This is a genomic window from Williamsia sp. M5A3_1d, from assembly GCF_053345315.1.
In genome coordinates this window covers 294,847-310,791 of the sequence record NZ_JBKEZX010000004.1, presented here as the reverse complement: position 1 = coordinate 310,791, position 15,945 = coordinate 294,847, and the positions used below count along the sequence as shown (strand labels likewise).

Below are 15,945 nucleotides of genomic sequence, written 5' to 3'. Positions count from 1 at the left end.
GGGGCGGCCGAGTCGTCTGTCGGGTCACGATCGGACGCGGTTTCTCTGATCGAGCAGCGCCCACGCCGGGCCCGTCGCGAACCAGATCGCGGTGATGATGCCCAGCAACGGGAAGATGCCGTACAGCCCGCGGGTCTGCTCGGAATCGGCGACCGTGAACGCCAGCGCCAGGATGCATCCCCCTGCGACGGCCGCCGCCACCAGCCACCGGCCGAACTCGGTGAACTCGCGTCGCACCGCCTCCGGGCCGTGCTTCACCCGTGGCGGCGGGGGCGGCCCGTCGAAGAACCAGTGCGCGCACCGCACGTCGGCCCACCGGATCATCGCGTGACCGAACGCGACGGTGACGCCGAGATAGATCCCGGCGATGCGGTGGATCTGTCCGACCTGCGCACCGCCGTGCAGATCGAGAGCGACGGCCGCGAGCAACACGAGATCGACCGCGGGCACGAACCTCAGCACGACCATCGAGGCACGCTGCGCCCGCAGGCCGTACCGCACGGCGAGACCCGCGATGACGACGACCCAGAAGCCGATCTCGCAACCGATGATGACGAAGAGCACGGGGGAATCCATGACACCCAGCGTGGTCGACCGACAACCCTGCCCGCGTCGGCCGCAGGCGCGATATCGACGGGCGGGGCTCATCACTTCGGACGATCCGGGTGTCGGGGTGCCCGTGGTGTGATGGGGGTGACCGGGTGATGGAGGCGCGCGACGTGTGGAGTGCACTGGCCGATCGGCCGCGGCAACGGGATCTGTGCGTGAGCCTGGCGTTCCTCGCCCTCGGCGTCGTGCTCTACGCCGCGGACCTCAGTGTCATCGGCGGAAACACCGGCACCCCCTTCGACCTGCCCCGGTGGCTCGGGCTCGTCACCCTGGCCGCGGCCTGCGGAACGCAGTCGCTTCGTTCGACCGCACCGGGGCCGGCACTGGCCCTCTGCCTGGCCGTGGTGGCGATCGACACGGCTGTGGCGCAATCGATCTCGGTGTGGCTGGTGCTGTCGGACGTGGTGTACGCGGTGGCGCTGTACGCCGGGCGCCGCACCGTCCACACCATGTACGCATCTCTCGGCGCGATCACCGTCCTCGCGTTCGCGTCGGTGATCGCGTGCGGGGCGGGCTGGCAGACGGTGTTGCTCGTCGGACTGTGGACGCTGGCCCTGGTGATCGCCCCCATCGGGTACGGACGCGCCATCGCCGAGCACCGACTGGCCGCGGCCGGCGAACGGGAACGGTCGGCGATCCTCGCGCAGCTCGCCGCGCGCGACCGCGCCGACGCCGTCGCCGAGGAACGTCGGCGCATCGCACGCGACCTCCACGACATCGTCGCGGGCCATCTCTCCGGTATCGCCCTGCAATCGGCCGCGGCCATGGCGGCAGGTCCCGCCTCCCCCATCACCACCGAGGTGTTGGCGTCGGTACGCGCCAACAGTGTTGCCGCCCTCGGCGAGATGCGCGCCATGATCGACGTCCTCGACGCTGACGATCACGGCGTGGGCGCCGATGGCATCGATCTCCGCGTCGGCTCGGCGCGCACCGCCTCGCTGTCTCGCATCGACCACTTGGTGACCACGGCGAGGACCGCGGGATCCCCCGTCGCCGTGACACCGGGGATTCCTCCCGACCTGCCGCCGGCGATCGATGTCTGCGCCTACCGGATCGTCGCCGAGGCCGTCACCAATGCCACGAGACATGCGCGGTACCAACCGATCTCGATCGGTCTCGCCGTCGACACGTCCGGGCTGACCGTCACCGTCCGCAACCCGGTGCCCAACGGCGTCACCGCCGCGACCGGGGGTGGCCACGGTGTCGCGAACATGGCCCTGCGGGCGCGTGCGGCCGGCGGCATGTGCACCGCGGGGCGCGTCGACGACGAATGGGTCGTCACCGCACACCTTCCGGTGACCGGGGACCGGGGTGCCGCGTGACGATCTCGGTGGTGATCGCCGATGATCACGCGGCGATCCGAGCCGGACTCACCATGGTCCTCGGGCAGGCCGACGGCGTGCAGGTCGTCGGCGAGGCACGCGACGGCGACGAGGCGGTCCGTCTGGCGCGGTCGCTGCGACCCGAAGTGGTGGTGATGGACATCCGCATGCCCGGCACCGACGGCATCACCGCCACCGCCGAGATCGTGCGGACCGGTCTCGCCGCGGTGTTGGTGCTGACCTCCTTCGACATCGACGACCACGTGTTCGCGGCACTCGACGCAGGCGCCGGTGGTTTCCTGCTCAAGACCGCCGAGACCGAGACCATCGTGGCGGCGATCGAGGCGGTCGCGCGGGGTGACGCGGTGTTGGCGCCCGAGGTGACACGCCGCGTCATCGACCGGTTCGCCCGAGCCGACGCGAGCCACCGATCGTCGTCCGCGGTGGACCTGTCGGTTCTCACCGATCGGGAGAGGGAGGTGCTCGTCTGCATCGGTGACGGCCTGTCGAACGCCGACATCGCCGCGCACCTGTTCGTCAGTCCGACGACGGTGAAAACCCATGTGTCGCATGTCCTGGGCAAGCTCGGCGTGCGGTCACGGGTACAGGCGGCGATCATCGCGCGCGAATCGCGGTGAGGCGGCACCCGTTCGTGGTGCGGATGTACAGCAGGTCATGGTCCACTCTCGGTGTGCTGGGAATCCTGCGACCGTGCGTGTGTGGATCCGACCCCGACGTGGCCGACATGTGGCGTGCGCACATGTGCGGCGCCTGTCTCACGCTGCGCGACCGACACGGGCAGGTGGCCCGAGCCACCCTGAACACCGACGCGATCGCCGCCTCGGTCCTTCTCGAGGCCCAACAGTCCGTCGCGGACACCCGGATACGTGCCGGGCGCTGTGCGCTGAGAGGGATGCGCCCGGCGCAGGTCATCCCGACCGACGCGCTCAGTGTTCGGCTCGCGGCGACGACGTCGTTGACCCTGGCCGCGGCGAAGGCCGCCGACGAGGTCGGTGAAGCGGAGCTGCGCCTGTCCGGACGGTCTCGTCTGCGGGCGTCGGTCGCGCGGGGCGTCGCCGGTCCGCTGCGACGACGTGCTGCCGACGACCGAATGGTGGGCGACGCCCTCGACACCGCCTCGGTCATCACCCACGTCTCCCGGCAGGCAGCCGTGGAACAGAGGTCGACCGACCTCGACGAGATCACGGCCGCGACCGAGCAGGCCTGCGCCGCAGTGTTCTCCGCGACCGCCGTCCTCGCGGGCCGACCGGAGAACGGTCCGGCCCTGGCCCGCGTCGGGGCGGCGTTCGGGCGGTGTGGCCACCTGATCGACGCGGTCGAGGATCTGGCCGCCGACCGGGCTGCGGGCGCGTACAACCTGATCGACGCGACGGGGCTGTCGATCAGCGAGCTGCGGACCGAGTGTCTGCGGTTGCACCGGATGATCCGTGCCGACATCGATCGACTCCGACTGCGTGACGACCGGCTGGTACGCGCGATGCTGGTGCGCGGTCTGCGGCATTCGATCTCCGCGGTCTTCGGCGACGGGGGGAACCCGGCCGCCGGCGGTGTGGGTGCCCGGACGCTGGTCGCCGCCGGTGTGGCGCTCTGTGCGATCGGCCCGCTCGCCGCGGAGCCGGAGTCCGAGGACGGCTGCTGGAAGACCTTCTGCAGGGACTGCCCTGGGGACTGCTGTTGCGACTGTTCCGACTGTTGCGACTGTTCGGATTGCTGCGACTGTTGCGACTGCAGCTGAGGGTTCAGACCGCGTCGAACGCGGTGCGTGGCGCGAAGGTGCCGTCGGGTCGGGGCTGATAGTCGTGCACCCGGATCACGGCGGTGACCGGCAGAGGACCGTAGAGGTGCGGGAAGAGGATCCCATCGGGATGCGGTGGGTCGCCCTCTTCCCACACGATGTCGGCGGGCACACGCTCCGGATCGATCTCGAGGAGCACGAGATCGGTGCGACCGGCGAACACGGCGTCGGCCGGGATGTGGACGTTCGAAAGGTCGGAGAGGTGGATGAAGCCGACGGTCGACAGGGACTCCGGCTCGAGACGTCCGTGGCTGCTCGCGCGGATCCAGTCGGGTTTGGGACACAGGTGTACGACCGGACCGCGGGCGTCGACAGGTGGCGATGTCATCGCCGTCAACGGTGCCACATCGCCGGCGCCGGAGGGCCCTCGATCCGACGATCCGGGCTCCGCCCGTCGTGTTCGGCCGGCCGAGAGCGCGATCGCCGCGATCACCAGCGCGATACCCACGAGCTCGAGCGGGGCCGGTATCTGCGCGAGGGTGATCGCGCCGACGACGACCGCGGTGGCGGGCAACAGCGACAGCATGAGCGCGAAGCGTCCGCGGTCGATCCGGGTGAGGACGATCTGGTCGAGGACGTACGGCACCGCGCTCGAGAGCACACCGACGGCGGCGGCCGCCGCGACGAGGCCGAGGGACAGGTTCGGGGCGCCGGTGACCACACTCACACCGAGGACGAGCGGCGCCGAGAGCACACCGGCGATCGCGAGACCGACGCCGAGATCCTCGACGCCGTGACGCCATCCGCTCACACCGCTCTCGGCGGCGGCGCCTGCCGCGGAGACCCGGGCACCGAACACGATGTAACCGGCCCACATCGCACCCGCGAGCAACGCCCAACCGATACCGATGGCCGACCCCTGCAGCGACACGCCGCTGACCAACACCACGCCGAGAGCCACCGCGACGAGCGCCGCCACCGAGCGTGCTCCCCGCGCGGCGAGCGCGGCGACGGCGATCGGCCCGATGAACTCCACGGCGACCGCGACACCGAGGTCGACCTGGGAGATCGCGAGGTAGAAGGCGATGTTCATGGCCGTGGTGACGAGTCCGAAGACCGTCGCCCGGACGAGGCGGACGCGGTCGCCGAGGATCGCGACCGGTCGGGTCAGGACGACCAACACCAGCCCTCCGGACAGTGTGCGGAGCCAGGCGACGACCTCGGGATCGGTCCGGTCGAACAGCGGGACGGCGACGGCGGCGCCGAGGTACTGGCACACCGCGCCCACCACGAAGAGGACCCAGACGAAGCGTGCCCGGTCGCCGTGGGCCCGCCCGCGGCCGGCCGATGTGCGCCCCATCACCGCGAAACCTTCGTTGTTAACGATGCATGACGACCGATGTACTGCGGCGCGGGAACAATACGGGGAGCTGATTCGTCTGACAGAGTGAGAGAAGCCCACCACTCCTGGTGGGTCAGCTCGCGAAGGGAAGCGTTCGCGCTCGCCCGGGACGGAGGAACCATGTCAGACGTCATCACCACCACCTCGATCTCCATGCCCCTCACCGCTGCCGACCGTTGTGACCGTTGCGGTGCAGCAGCACGTGTACGCGCGACCCTTCCGGCCGGCGGTGAACTGTTGTTCTGCCGCCACCACTACAACGAGCACGAGGCCCGCCTCGCCGACATGGGCGCCACGGTGACCCGTTCCGAGGAAGAGCTGGTCTGATCGTCCGGCCGTCCTGCGGCCCAGAGCGTTCGTCAACGGCATCGTCGCACCGCGGCGATGCCGTTGTCGTGTCCGCACAGTCGTGTCCGCACAGCCGTGCCCGCGCACCTGAGTCGGCACGGTCGTGGTCGCGCCCGTCACTTCCACGTGCGCAGGGCGCTGATCCGTTCCTTGAGTTGATCGGCCGTCGCCATGGCGGTCGGCGGCCCGCCCAGACGGGTGCGCAGCTCGTTGTGCACCATGCCGTGCGGTTTGCCGGTGCGATGGTGGTGCATCGCGACGAGGCTGTTGAGCTCACGGCGCAGCGCCGACAGTTGCTGTCCGGTCGTCTCGGACCTCTCCTTCTCCCGCTGCGGCGCCGGGGGTGCCGCGGTCCGCGTCGCGACCTGGTCGGTCTGGCGCTGACGTAGCAGGTCGCGCACCTGGTCTGCGTTGAGGAGTCCGGGGAGGCCGAGGTAGTCCGATTCCTCGTCGCTGCCGGAAAAGGTGGCCGTGCCGAACGACGAGCCGTCGAAGATGACCTGGTCGAGTTCGGCGTCGGCGTGCAGGGAGATGAACGCCGGGTCGTCGTCTCCGGGTTCGTCCTCGGTCTTGTTCGCCTCGGCGATCAGTGCGTCGTCGAAGCCTTCGGGCTCGCGGTGTGGTTTCCCGAGAACGTGGTCGCGCTGCGCCTCGAGCTCGCTGGCCAGACGCAGCAGCACCGGCACCGACGGCAGGAACACGCTCGCGGTCTCCCCTGGGCGCCGTGAACGCACGAACCGACCGACGGCCTGGGCGAAGTAGAGCGGTGTCGAGGCGCTCGTCGCGTAGACACCGACGGCCAGCCGTGGGACGTCGACGCCCTCGGACACCATCCGCACCGCGACCATCCACCGGTCGTCCGAGGCGGCGAACTCGTCGATCCGGCTCGACGACGACGCCTCGTCGGAGAGCACCAACGTCACCGGCGATCCCGAGATCTCCTCGAGGAGTTCGGCGTAGTCGCGAGCCGTCTTCTGATCGCTGGCGATGACCAGTCCACCGGCGTCGGGGACGCCCGAGATCCGCAGCTGGCCCAGACGCGTGTTGGCTGCGGTCAGCACCGCGGGGATCCAGTCGCCGTGCGGGTCGAGCGCGGTACGCCACGCGCGGGCGGTGTGCTCGGCCGACAGGGGTTCACCGAGTCGTGCCGAGAACTCCTCGCCGGCGCTCGTGCGCCAACTGGCCTGACCCGAGTAGGCGAGGAACACCACCGGTCGCACGACGCCGTCGGCGAGGGCGTCGGCGTACCCGTAGCTGTGATCGGCCTTCGAGCGCAGGGCACCGGTCCCGTCGGGTTCGTAGGTGACGAACGGGATCTGCGCGTCGTCGGATCGGAACGGTGTTCCGGTGAGCGACAGCCGCCGGGTCGCGTCGGAGAACGCCTCGGAGATGGCGTCGCCCCACGTCTTGGCGTCGCCGCCGTGGTGGATCTCGTCGAGGATCACCAGCGTCCGCCGGTTCTCGGTGCGTACGCGATGTCGGGACGGGTGGGCGGCGACCTGGGCGTAGGTCAGCACGACGCCGTCGAAATCGCTGCTCGTGACGCCGACGGTGTTGCGGAAGTTGGCGTCGAGGGCGATCCCGACCCGCGCCGCGGCCTGGGCCCACTGGAACTTCAGGTGCTCGGTGGGGGCGACCACGGTGATCTGGTCGACGGTGCGGTCGCCGAGGAGTTCCCGGGCGATCCGCAGTCCGAAAGTCGTCTTGCCAGCGCCGGGTGTCGCGACGGCGAGGAAGTCGCGTGGCGCGGTCGCCAGATACTTGGTCAGCGCTCGGCGCTGCCAGGTGCGCAGCGACTCGGCGGCCTGCGGAACCATGACCTCGGAAATCTCAGAACTCCTCGACATGCCGAAACGGGGGTGGGCGGTCGTGGTGGGCGGTCGGTCACCGATCGGTTCAGCCGTCCGGGTGGACCGACTGCCGACCGCATCAGATCGTACCCTCGCGGCGGGGCCCGACGTCCCGCCGCCGAGCGGCGACACGGTCGTCACGGCGGCGTCCTGCGCACACTGCGCGGCTCGATCGGGGATGCTGAAGCCATCACCCCCACCGGCGACCACCTCGACCACGAACCGACACGCACCGCGTCGCCGGGGCGTCCGCCTGTGCTGCGGTCGCTGCCCCGGGTCATGTGGCGCGCCATCGTCAAGGCCTGGGACGACTCGATCTTCGGCATGTCGGCGCAGGCCGCGTTCTGGCAGACGTTGTCGCTGCCGCCGCTGCTCCTCGGGTTGCTGGGCAGCATCGGCTACATCGGCGGGTGGTTCGGACCGGGCACCACGGAGATGATCCGCACCCGCATCATCAACTTCGCGGGACAGACTTTCAGCGACAACATCGTCGACGAGATCATCACCCCGACGGTCAACGACGTCCTCGCCCGCGGCCGCGGCGAGCTCATCTCCCTCGGTTTCCTGCTGTCGCTGTGGTCGGGGTCGTCGGCGATGTCGAGTTTCGTCGATTCGATCAACAAGGCGCACGATCAGCACGATGTGCGAAATGCGGTGTGGCAGCGTGTTTTCGCACTCAACCTCTACATCGCGTTCCTGGTGGTCGCGACGTTCGTGCTGCCGCTCGTGGCCCTCGGCCCCACCTACGCCGCCGACATCGCACCCGATTCGTGGAGACCGATCAGTACGCAACTGATCCACATCGGTTACTACCCCGCTGTCGCGATCCTGCTGATCCTGGGCCTGACCACGCTCTACCGGGTGTCGCTGCCCAAACCGCTCCCCTGGCACCGACTGGTCGGGGGCGCGGTGCTCGCCGGCGTGGTGTTCTGGTTCGCCAGCGCCGGTCTGCGGATCTACCTGGGGTCGATCACCAAGACGGGATACTCCTACGGCGCACTGGCGACACCGATCGCGTTCCTGCTGTTCACGTTCTTCCTGGGGTTCGCCATCGTGATCGGCGCGCAGTTCAACGCGGCCGTGCAGGCCACCTGGCCCACCGAGGGCCCGACCCACATCGAACTGGTCAAGGACTGGGTGTCGGCGCAGACCACCGACCTCACCGATCAGCTCAAGGCCGTGCCCAAGCGGATCCAGACCGGTCCGATCCGCCGACAGTCACGACCACCCGACCCCGCTGTGCCCGAGCGAAGCAGCGAGGCCCGTGCGCCCGAGACCGCTGTCACCGAGCGCATCAGACGGCGCTGATCACTCGCCCTTCTTGAGCTTCTCGTAGATCTTCTTGCACTTGGGGCACACGGGTGAGCCCGGTTTGGGTGAACGTGTCACCGGGAACACCTCGCCGCACAGCGCGACGACGTGGTTGCCCATCACCGCACTCTCGGCGATCTTGTTCTTCTTCACGTAGTGGAAGAACTTCGGGGTGTCGTCATCGGTGGTCTCGTCGGTGTCGATGTCGACATCGGGGCGTTCGATGGTCTGCGTTCCCATCCGCTCATTGTGCCCGATTCCCGGAAGTGACATACCTCCGATGTGACCTGCATCGATGCATTGTTGGACAGAAAGTGCAACAGTGGGGAAATGGCACATGACGAGGCACGTGAAGCGATCCTGATCACCCAGGCGCAGGTCTCTCAGGAGGACCAACACAAAGCCCGGGTACGGCGGTACCTGAGTCTCATGGCCTTCCGTGTCCCTGCGCTCGTGATCGCGGGGATCGTCTACGGCGCGACGGGGTCGGGGCTGCTCGCCCTGGCCGTGATCGCGCTGTCCATCCCGATCCCGTGGGTGGCCGTGCTCATCGCGAACGATCGTCCGCCGCGCGAGAAGGGGGAGGTCCCCCGCTACAAGTGGTCCGGTGACGCCAATCCGCCCGCCGTCGCCGCGACGCATTTCCGTCAGCTCAAGGGTCACGACGACTGATCGGATCCCGCGGTTGCCGCTGCAGATGTGACACGGTCGTGCGATGACCCCGACCCCGACCCCGGCGACCGATGTCGCCGATCTGCACACCGTGGCCGCCGATCTGCGTGCCGCGTTCGTCGCCCACCGCTACGACGCCGACGGCGTGCTGGAACTCCTCGGCGACGACGCACACGCCGCGCTCGGTCGAGGCGAACCGGTACCCGTGCGTCGCGCATGCGCCGACGGTGGCGAACTCGGCACCCTGACCCGCCTGTTGTTGGTGGGCGACACCTGTGACCGGTCGGAGGTCGCGGCCGCTCTCGGACCGCTCGACCTCGACACCGCGATCGCGGTGGGACTGCTGCGCCCCGACGGTGACGGGGTCCGCGCCGCGATCGACGTCCGCCCTCTCGACACCGGCCACGGCACGCGGTGGCTGTTCTCCGATCTCGACGGCGCCACCCGCGAGACCACCATCGCCCCCGACCACGTCCTCGGCGTGGGGCAGGCGTCGTTGTCGCTGCTGCGGGCCTCGGTGACCGCGTCGGGGTCGGTGCTCGACCTCGGTACCGGATGCGGCGTGCAGGCGGTACACGCCCTCGACACCGCCGATCACGTGGTCGCCACCGACATCACAGCACGTGCCGCCGCGATGACGCGGGCGGGCATGGCGATCAACGGGATCGGTGCCGATCGCTACGACCTGCGTACGGGGCCGTGGTACGCCCCGGTCGACGGTGAGCGCTTCGACCACGTCGTCGCCAACCCGCCCTTCGTCGTCGGCACACCGACGGTCACCCACAGCTACCGCGACTCCGGACTCGACCTCGACGGCGCGAGCGAACTCGTCGTGTCGAGGGCGGCCGACCATCTCGTCGACGGCGGTACCGCGTGTCTGTTGGCGTCGTGGGTCGTCACCGGCGACGACTGGCGCGACCGGGTCGCCGGGTGGATCCCGGACCACGGGGTCGACGCCTGGGTGGTGCAGCGTGACGTCGCCGACCCCGCGTTGTACGTGGGTACCTGGCTGCGTGACGCGGGACTCGACCCGCGGTCGGGTGTCGGGGCGCGCCGCGCGCAGGAGTGGCTCGAACACCTCGACCGGGCGGGCGTCGCGGGCGTCGGGTTCGGTTTCGTCTTCCTGCGGTCGACGGGCGAGACGACCGACCTGCTGGCCGAGGAGATGTCGCACGCGGTCTCCGATCCCATGGGACCCGAGGCCGACGCCTACCTGGCGCGCGCGGCGTGGCTGCGGACCCACGACATCGCCGACGCCCGACTGCAGCTCGCCCCCGAGGTGGCGCTCGAGCAGATCTCGACGATCGCCGACGACGGCTCCGGGTGGGCGGAGGTGGTGTGTCGACTGCACCGCACCGACGGGCCACGGTGGACCCACGAGATCGACGCGTGGGGTCGTTCCCTGGTCGCCGGCCTCTCCCACGACGGTTTGTCGGTCGCCGACGTTGCCGATTTGCTCGCCGCGGCCACCGGCGAGTCCCTCGATCCGGCGGTTCTGCAGGGTTTCGTGGGCGACCTCGTGCGCCACGGGATCCTCCTGCCACCCGGCTGACCGGCGAGGCAGCAGGTACTCTCAGCAACTTCTCAGACCGTCCTGGACATCGCCACAGGTCACGGGTGTTTGGTCAGGGGACAGCGGGGAACTATTCGCCTACAGCGAACCGTTGAACCCCATGAAGACACACGCTCGCGAGGAGGCCGACATGCCCAGTTCCACCGCCACGACGATCAGGCCCGCAGACACCATCCGCCCGCAGATGACCGACGCGGATCTCGACGCCCAGAGCCCGGCGGCAGATCTCGTCCGGGTGTACCTCAACGGGATCGGCCGCACCGCCCTCCTCAACGCCGAGCAGGAGGTCGATCTGGCCAAGGCCATCGAGGTCGGCCTCTACGCGAAGCACGTGCTCGCGACGAAGAAGCGCCTGTCCCCCACCAAGAAGCGTGATCTCGCGCAGCTGGTGCGTGAGGGCGAGTCGGCACGGTCGCACCTGCTGGAGGCCAACCTGCGCCTGGTGGTGTCGCTGGCCAAGCGGTACACCGGCCGCGGTATGCCGCTGCTCGACCTCATCCAGGAGGGCAACCTCGGATTGATCCGCGCGATGGAGAAGTTCGACTACGCCAAGGGATTCAAGTTCTCGACCTACGCGACATGGTGGATCCGTCAGGCCATCACCCGCGGCATGGCCGATCAGAGCCGCACCATCCGGCTCCCTGTCCACCTGGTGGAGCAGGTCAACAAGCTCGCCCGCATCAAGCGCGAACTGCACCAGCAGCTCGGGCGTGAGGCGACCGACGACGAGCTGGCCGAGGAGTCGGGCATCCCGGCCGAGAAGATCGCCGATCTCCTCGACCACAGCCGCGACCCGGTGAGCCTCGACATGCCGGTCGGCACCGACGAGGAGGCCCCGCTGGGTGACTTCATCGAGGACGCCGAGGCCACCTCGGCAGAGAGTGCTGTCATCGCCGGTCTGCTCCACACCGACGTGCGCACGGTGTTGGCCACCCTCGACGAGCGTGAGCAGCAGGTGATCCGCCTGCGTTTCGGTCTCGATGACGGTCAGCCCCGCACCCTCGACCAGATCGGGCGCCTGTTCGGCCTCTCGCGCGAGCGGGTGCGCCAGATCGAGCGCGAGGTCATGTCGAAGCTGCGTCAGGGTGATCGCGCCGAGCGTCTGCGCGCCTACGCCAGCTGATCTATCACGCCAGTCGTCCGATCGCGGAGCGATCAAGCAAGTCGTCCGATCGCGGAGCGATCAAGCAAGTCGTCTGGGCCCGGTATCCGCTCTGGTGGGTACCGGGCCGACTCGTATCCGCCCGGAGAGGACCTCGGCGCCGTGCTCGGAGCACAGGATCGGGTCGAGGGCGACCTCACGGATCTCGGGAAGGTCGTCGACGAGGGTCGACACCCGGATGAGCAGGGCGGCGAGGGCATCGCGGTCCACCGCGGCCTGACCCCGATAGCCGGTGAGCAGCGGCGCCGATCGCGGCGCGGCGATGAGTTCGTAGGCGTCGGCCTCGGTCAGCGGGATCGCGCGATGGGCGTGGTCGCCGAGAAGGTCGAACGTCGCGCCCGACAGTCCGAACGAGATGAGTGAACCGAACGACGGGTCGTCGCGCACCCTGATGATCGCGGCGACCCCACGAGCCGCCATGCGCTGGACCTGCAGGAAGCGTTCGCCGGTGACCTCGGCGAGCTCGTCGAACGCCGCGCGCACCGTCGCGGCCGTCGAGAGGTCGAGTCGCGCACCCTCGCCATCGAGTCGGCCGCGCCACTTTGTCGAGACCGCCTTCACCGCGACCGGGTAACCGAGTCGGTCGGCGGCTGCGGCCGCCGAGTCGGCGTCGTCGACCTGGACGAATTCCGTGACCCCGATGCCGTAGGCGGCCAACACCTGCGCCGACCGCCGTTCGTCGAGGGCGACGGTGTCCCTGCGGGTGTCGTCGCCGACATCGCGCACCGCCTCGCGGGCGGCGTCGGCATCGACGTCGGCCGGACGGACCACGGGCGACTCGGGACGGGCACGCCACTGCGCGTAGCGCCACGCCTGCCCCAACGCCGTCGCCGCCCGCTCCGGCGCGGGATAGGACGGGATGGAGCCGCGGACGGGCGTCCCGTCACCGTCGCGCACCGTGAGGTTGGCCGGGATGCCCTCGACCGCGAGGAACGTCGAGACGATGGTCTTGGCGCTTCCGGCGGTGGCGTCGGTGAGCGCCCGTGCGTAACTGTCGGCACCCACGGCGACCGGGGGGACGAACACCGCGACGATGGCGTCGACCCCGTCGTCGGCCACCACCTGTCGCAGCGCGGCGGCGAACTCGCCCGCCCCGGCGCCGGCGCCGAGATCGATCTGCTGCACCACACGCAGACCGAAACGCTCCCCCGCGCTGCCCGCCAGCACCCCGAGCACCGTCGAGTTCCCCACGACCGCCACCCGGGGGCCCTGCGGCAGCGGCTGATAGGCCAATACGGTCGCGCAGTCGAAGAGGTCGGCGATCGTGTCGACCTGGATGACGCCGGACTGTTCGAGAACCGCACGCGCACTGGCGTCGTCGAGGGTGGAGTCGCGTCGCTCCTGCGACGGAGACACCGCCGATCGACCAGACTTCACCGCGACGATCGGCTTGTTGCGCGACACCCGGCGCGCGAGACGCGAGAACTTCCGCGGGTTACCGAAGCTCTCGAGGTAGAGCAGGATCACGTCGGTGCGCGGATCGCTGTCCCAGTACTGCAGGAGATCGTTGCCGGAGAGATCGGCGCGGTTGCCGGCCGATACGAAGGTCGAGAGGCCGAGGTGTCGCCGAGCCGCGGCGTCGAGGATCGCGATGCCCAGCGCGCCGGACTGACAGAAGAACCCGACTCGGCCGGGCCCGGGCACGCGGGGCGCGAGGGTCGCGTTCAGGGCGATGTCGGGGTCGGTGTTGATGACGCCCAACGCGTTCGGCCCCACCAGCCGCATCCCGTGCGCACGGATCTCGTGGACCAGGGTGCGTTCGGCCACCGCACCGGCGTCGCCGGACTCGGCGAATCCGGCCGAGACCACGACCATGGTCTTCACGCCCTTGGACAGACAGTCCTGCAGGACGTCACCGACGGTGTCGGCGGGGACCGCGACCACGGCGAGGTCGACCGGGTCGGGGATGTCGCGCACCGAGGCGTAGGCGCGGATGCCGCGCACGGCGCGGGCCTCGGCGTTCACCGGGAACACCGGCCCGTTGAAGCCGCCTTCGATCACGTTGGCCAGCAGGGCGTTACCGACTTTGCGTCGGTCGGCCGAGGCGCCGATGATCGCGACCGAACTCGGCGCGAGAAGGTTCGAGACGCTGCGGGCCTCGGATCCCACCTCGCGCGAGTTGCGCACGGTGAGCAGTGCGTCGGTCGGGTCGATGCGGAACTCGACGTGCACCGTCGAGCCGTCGAAGCTGCGGGAGAGTTGATATCCCGCGTCGCGGAACACCGCCAGCATCGCGCGGTTCTCGGTGAGGACCTCGGCCTCGAAGCGGTCGAACCCGTTCTCGGCGGCCGCCCCGGCGAGGTGTTCGAGCAACACGGTTCCCAGTCCGCGGCCCTGATGATCGTCGGCGACGACGAACGCGACCTCCGCGGCGCGCGGTCGGCCCGCGAAACGGAGGCTCTCGTAGATCCCGATCGCGATGATCCGGCCACCGAGCAGGGCCACGAGGGCCACCCGGTCGTGGTGGTCGACGGTGGTGACGTGACGGACGTCGCGTGCCGACATCTCCGGGTACGGGCCGAACCACCGCATGTACCGGGTCCGTTCGGACAGCGTGGCGTGGAAGGCGACGATTCGGTCGGCGTCGTCGGGGACGATCGGTCGCAGGTGCACCGCTCCCCCGTCTGACGCCAGCACGTCGGCGGTCCAGTGCTGCGGGAAATCCCACGGGCCGTTCCCGGTGCCGGACGAACCGTCGGCCGGCGACACATCGGGGTCGGTCGGCGACACATCTCCTCGGTCAGTCACGCGGATCCTCCGGGTCGAGGCCGCGCAAAGGGAACACCGCGCGGCGACTGGCGAGGATCGCGGCGTCGGTGGCCGAGTGCAGGTGGGCGGAGATCCCGTCGGCGGGTTCCTGACCCCAGTTGCCCTCCCACCGGTCGAAGTCGGTGTCGCCGCCGTCGGACATGGTCTCGGCCGAGACATCGGTCGCGAAGTCCTCGTGGACCGCAGACGCCGCCGCGTGGGCGGACGCGCGCCATGTCTCACCGGTCGGCGTCGTCGGGTCGATGTCGCGGTCGAGGGCCGCGGCGATGAGGTGGGTCCAGATGCGCGGCACCACGTCGACGACGCCGTAGCCTCCGCCGCCCACCGCGAGCCAGCGGCCGTCGCAGTGTCGGTCGGCGAGGTCGCGCATGGCGTGGATCGCCGCGCGCTGCCCGTCGATGGTGAGGGCCAGGTCGGTGAGCGGATCGGCACGATGACTGTCGACCCCGCACTGGCTGACGATGATCTGCGGCCCGAAATCGGCGACGAGACTCGGCACGATCGCGTGGAAGGCACGCAGCCACAACCGATCCGGAGTCCCCGGCGGCAGCGGCACATTCGATGTGGTGCCCGTGCCGTCGCCCTGACCGACATCGCTCGCGTACCCGGTCCCGGGGAACAACGTGGTGGGGTGCTGGTGCAGCGACACCGTCAGGACCCGCGGGTCACCGGCGAAACAGCGCTCGACACCGTCGCCGTGGTGGGCGTCGATGTCGATGTAGGCGACGCGGTCGAAGCCGGCCTCGAGCAGTCGGTGGATGGCGACGGCGCAGTCGTTGTAGATGCAGAACCCCGAGGCGCGCGCCGGCATGGCGTGGTGCATGCCGCCGCCGATGTTCACCGCGCGGCGAGCGGCGCCGCGGGCGATGGCGTCGGCTGCGGCGACGGTTCCGCCGACGAGCAGGGATGCCGCCTCGTGCATCGCGGGGAACACGGGGTTGTCGGCGCCGCCGAGCCCGAAGATCCGTTCGCCGACCGCCGCGGAGTACCCGTGGACCTGTTCTCCCGAGGCGACGGCCCCGGCAGCGCGGACCGCCTCGATGTACTCGGCCCGGTGGACGGTGGCGAGCATGTCCTGCGACGCCGCGTCGGGGACGATCGGCTCGACACCCTCGAGCACGCCGAGGTGGTCGGCCAGCGACATCGTCAGCGCCAGCCGGATCGGGTTCAT

14 protein-coding genes are annotated in these 15,945 nt (G+C 69.9%); 8 read left to right on the top strand and 6 right to left on the bottom strand.

Annotated features, from left to right (window positions below):
• Positions 1 to 24: 24 nt before the first annotated feature.
• On the bottom strand, positions 25 to 576 hold the full coding sequence (locus ACLBW1_RS18350; RefSeq protein WP_447813238.1) for a hypothetical protein: 552 nt from the start codon (positions 574 to 576) through the stop codon (positions 25 to 27).
• 128 nt (positions 577 to 704) lie between these two features.
• Here ACLBW1_RS18350 and ACLBW1_RS18345 point away from each other — a divergent pair, with 128 nt between their 5' ends.
• From ACLBW1_RS18345 to ACLBW1_RS18335, 3 genes are all read left to right on the top strand, one after another.
• The gene (locus ACLBW1_RS18345) at positions 705 to 1,931 is read left to right on the top strand and encodes a sensor histidine kinase (protein WP_447813237.1); all 1,227 of its coding nucleotides are present in this window, start codon (positions 705 to 707) and stop codon (positions 1,929 to 1,931) included.
• Positions 1,880 to 2,569, top strand: a complete 690-nt coding sequence (locus tag ACLBW1_RS18340; protein ID WP_447813236.1) for a response regulator — start codon at positions 1,880 to 1,882, stop codon at positions 2,567 to 2,569. The genes ACLBW1_RS18345 and ACLBW1_RS18340 overlap by 52 nt, the downstream gene beginning before the upstream one ends.
• Positions 2,570 to 2,676: 107 nt before the next feature.
• Positions 2,677 to 3,687, top strand: a complete 1,011-nt coding sequence (locus ACLBW1_RS18335) for a DUF5685 family protein (RefSeq protein ID WP_447813235.1) — start codon at positions 2,677 to 2,679, stop codon at positions 3,685 to 3,687.
• Positions 3,688 to 3,691: 4 nt separating this feature from the next.
• On the opposite strand, the gene ACLBW1_RS18330 is transcribed toward ACLBW1_RS18335, so the two are convergent.
• Positions 3,692 to 5,047 (bottom strand): DUF952 domain-containing protein, encoded by a 1,356-nt coding sequence (locus ACLBW1_RS18330; protein ID WP_447813234.1) that lies wholly within the window; start codon positions 5,045 to 5,047, stop codon positions 3,692 to 3,694.
• A gap of 162 nt (positions 5,048 to 5,209) precedes the next feature.
• Between ACLBW1_RS18330 and ACLBW1_RS18325 the strand changes: the two genes are divergently transcribed.
• The gene (locus ACLBW1_RS18325) at positions 5,210 to 5,416 is read left to right on the top strand and encodes a DUF7455 domain-containing protein (protein WP_055788822.1); all 207 of its coding nucleotides are present in this window, start codon (positions 5,210 to 5,212) and stop codon (positions 5,414 to 5,416) included.
• Between the two features lie 137 nt (positions 5,417 to 5,553).
• Here the strand turns inward: ACLBW1_RS18325 and ACLBW1_RS18320 are convergent, their stop codons facing one another.
• Complete coding sequence (locus ACLBW1_RS18320) at positions 5,554 to 7,254, bottom strand: DEAD/DEAH box helicase (RefSeq protein ID WP_447813233.1); 1,701 nt, start codon at positions 7,252 to 7,254, stop codon at positions 5,554 to 5,556.
• A gap of 288 nt (positions 7,255 to 7,542) precedes the next feature.
• On the opposite strand from ACLBW1_RS18320, the gene ACLBW1_RS18315 reads away from it, so the two are divergent.
• Entirely contained in the window at positions 7,543 to 8,595 is a 1,053-nt protein-coding gene (locus ACLBW1_RS18315) for a YihY/virulence factor BrkB family protein (RefSeq protein WP_447813232.1), read from the top strand.
• On the opposite strand, the gene ACLBW1_RS18310 is transcribed toward ACLBW1_RS18315, so the two are convergent.
• Positions 8,596 to 8,838 carry a DUF3039 domain-containing protein gene (locus tag ACLBW1_RS18310; RefSeq protein WP_045822545.1) on the bottom strand — a complete coding sequence of 81 codons (243 nt, stop codon included), beginning with the start codon at positions 8,836 to 8,838 and terminating at the stop codon, positions 8,596 to 8,598.
• Positions 8,839 to 8,928: 90 nt separating this feature from the next.
• Between ACLBW1_RS18310 and ACLBW1_RS18305 the strand changes: the two genes are divergently transcribed.
• The 3 genes from ACLBW1_RS18305 to ACLBW1_RS18295 all read left to right on the top strand — a co-directional run bounded on the left by ACLBW1_RS18305 (position 8,929) and on the right by ACLBW1_RS18295 (position 11,966).
• Positions 8,929 to 9,270: a DUF3099 domain-containing protein gene (locus tag ACLBW1_RS18305; RefSeq protein WP_447813231.1), complete on the top strand. Its 342-nt coding sequence runs from the start codon at positions 8,929 to 8,931 to the stop codon at positions 9,268 to 9,270.
• 43 nt (positions 9,271 to 9,313) lie between these two features.
• Positions 9,314 to 10,822: a DUF7782 domain-containing protein gene (locus ACLBW1_RS18300; protein ID WP_447813230.1), complete on the top strand. Its 1,509-nt coding sequence runs from the start codon at positions 9,314 to 9,316 to the stop codon at positions 10,820 to 10,822.
• Between the two features lie 151 nt (positions 10,823 to 10,973).
• Entirely contained in the window at positions 10,974 to 11,966 is a 993-nt protein-coding gene (locus tag ACLBW1_RS18295; RefSeq protein ID WP_045822634.1) for a sigma-70 family RNA polymerase sigma factor, read from the top strand.
• Positions 11,967 to 12,026: 60 nt separating this feature from the next.
• Here the strand turns inward: ACLBW1_RS18295 and ACLBW1_RS18290 are convergent, their stop codons facing one another.
• The gene (locus tag ACLBW1_RS18290; RefSeq protein ID WP_447813229.1) at positions 12,027 to 14,753 is read right to left on the bottom strand and encodes a bifunctional acetate--CoA ligase family protein/GNAT family N-acetyltransferase; all 2,727 of its coding nucleotides are present in this window, start codon (positions 14,751 to 14,753) and stop codon (positions 12,027 to 12,029) included.
• The gene (locus ACLBW1_RS18285; RefSeq protein WP_447813614.1) at positions 14,746 to 15,945 is read right to left on the bottom strand and encodes an acetoin utilization protein AcuC; all 1,200 of its coding nucleotides are present in this window, start codon (positions 15,943 to 15,945) and stop codon (positions 14,746 to 14,748) included. The genes ACLBW1_RS18290 and ACLBW1_RS18285 overlap by 8 nt, the downstream gene beginning before the upstream one ends.